The organism is Cellulomonas septica, from assembly GCF_012396155.1.
Taxonomy (GTDB): Bacteria; Actinomycetota; Actinomycetes; order Actinomycetales; family Cellulomonadaceae; genus Cellulomonas; species Cellulomonas septica.
This window is the reverse complement of record NZ_JAAXOY010000619.1, coordinates 1-2,136: the sequence shown is the minus strand read 5'-3', so window position 1 is coordinate 2,136 and position 2,136 is coordinate 1. Positions and strand designations below refer to the sequence as shown.

1 protein-coding gene is annotated in these 2,136 nt (G+C 75.9%); it reads left to right on the top strand.

What is annotated here, in order from left to right:
* Positions 1-80: 80 nt before the first annotated feature.
* On the top strand, positions 81-2,136 hold a 2,056-nt coding region (locus tag HGA02_RS17345), incomplete at its 3' end, for a transglutaminaseTgpA domain-containing protein (RefSeq protein WP_168680455.1).

The following is a 2,136-nucleotide window of genomic DNA, read 5'->3' as shown; positions in this document are numbered from 1 at the left end:
CGGGCGGGATGGCGCGCGTGCACGGTCTCCCCCGGCGAGGACATCGTCGGCTGCTGGCTGCGGCTGCTCGGGAGCGCCCGGTGAACGCCGCGCCCGGGCGCGTGCCTCGCGGCCCCCGCAGCCTGATCGCCACCGCGCTGTGCGCGATCGCGACGTGCGCCGCCGTCACCGCGCTGTCCAACCTCATCGAGCCCGGCCGCTGGCTCACGGTCACCTGGGTCGCCGTGCTCCTCGTCGCCGGGGTCGTGGCCGGCACGCGCGCCGTCACCCGGTCCTGGTGGGCACCGACGCTCGTCGGGTTCGTCGTCCTCGCCGCCGGGCTGCTCGTCCGGTACGGCGCTCCCCCGGGCCGCATCCAGGTCCTGCCCGACCTCGGCTCGCTCGACCGCACGCTCGCGACCGCCCGTGAGGGTGCCGCCGTCATCAACGCGTCGCTGGTGCCCATGGCAGGCGTGCGACCGGCCGAGCTGCTCGTCGTCGCGGGCGCCGTCGCGGTGCTGCTCCTCACCGACCTCGTGGCCGTCGGCATCGGCATCCCCGCGCTCGCCGGCATCCCGCTGCTCGCGCTGTGGACCCCGACAGTGGTGCTCGGCTTCCCCGCGAGCAGCTGGGCGGTCGCCTGGACCGGCCTCGCCTACCTGCTGCTGCTCGCGCTCAGCGCCACGCCGACGACCGCGCACAGCGACCGTGCGCGTCGCACCGGCGGCGCGCTCGCCGGAGCCGTCGCCGTCGTCGTGCTCGCACTGGTCGCCGGTCCCGTGGTCGCCGCGCTGCCCGGGTGGGCGTCGCTCGCGCTGCCCACGTTCGGCAACGGCCCGGTCGGCCCCCTGCAGCTGTCCGACAACCTCGACCTGCGCGAGAGCCTCGGCACCCGCTCCGGGCAGGTCGTGCTGCGCTACACCGTCGTGTCGCCCGAGGACGCCGCCGCCGCCGAGGCGAGCGCCGAGCCCGACGACGACGCGACCGGGGCGCTCGAGGTCCCCGTCCCCGCACCCACCGACGACGCCGTCGTCGTCACCGCGCGCGTCGTGGGCCCGCTGCGCGCGTTCACGCTCACGACCTTCGACGGCCGGGAGTGGCAGCGCGACGACACGCTCGACCTGTCCACGTGGGAGCCCGGCGAGCTCCTGGCCTCGGACCCCGCCCTGCGCGGCGGCGCCCCGGACGCCACCCGCGGCTCCCTGGCCACCGTCGACGTCGAGGTCGGTGCACTGCGCGAACGACGCCTGCCGGTGAGCACCTTCCCCCGCACGGTCACCGTCGAGGGCGGCTGGAGCTACGACGAGCTGCGCGACGAGGTCGTCGGGCGCCGCAGCACCTTCGACGGCATGCGCTACTCGATGGTCGTCGAGGTCCCCGACCTCATGCCGGACGACCTCGAGGACGCACCCGTCGGGACGCCCGACGACGGCGGTGCCTCGCTCGAGGTGCCCGGCACCGACCACCGCGAGCAGATCGCCGACCTCGCCCGCGAGATCACGGCCGACGCCGAGACCCCGTACGAGCAGGCGATGGCGTTGCAGTCCTACTTCCGGGCCGGCACCAACTTCACGTACGACACCCGGATCGCGCCCGCGCGCACCGAGGACGCCGTGTGGGACTTCCTGCAGTCCCGGCGCGGGTACTGCGTGCAGTTCGCCACGTCGATGACGCTCATGGCGCGCATGCTCGGCATCCCCGCGCGCGTCGGTGTCGGCTTCCTGCCCGGCGACGCGAACGGCGACGGCCAGTACGTCGTCACCGGGCGCAAGTCGCACGCGTGGCCCGAGCTGTACTTCGCCGACCAGGGCTGGGTGCGGTTCGAGCCGACCCCCGCGATCCAGGCCGGGCTCCCGCCGGTCTGGAGCGACCCGTTCAGCGCCGTCGACGCGCCCGCGAGCCAGCCCGACGAGGCGATCCCCTCCGCGGCCGCCGCGCCGACCGGTGCCGCCACGACCGCACCCGCACCGTCCGGCCAGACCGCCCAGGAGGAGGCCGGCGCGAGCTGGACCCGCCTGGGCGTCATCGGGGGGATCGTCCTCGTCCTCGTCGTCGTCGGCCTGTCGCTCGTCCGGCGTCGCACGCGGACCCGCGCCGACGAGACACCGGAGCGCGCCTGGTTGCGGACGCGCCGGCGGCTCGCCGCGAAGGGCGTGT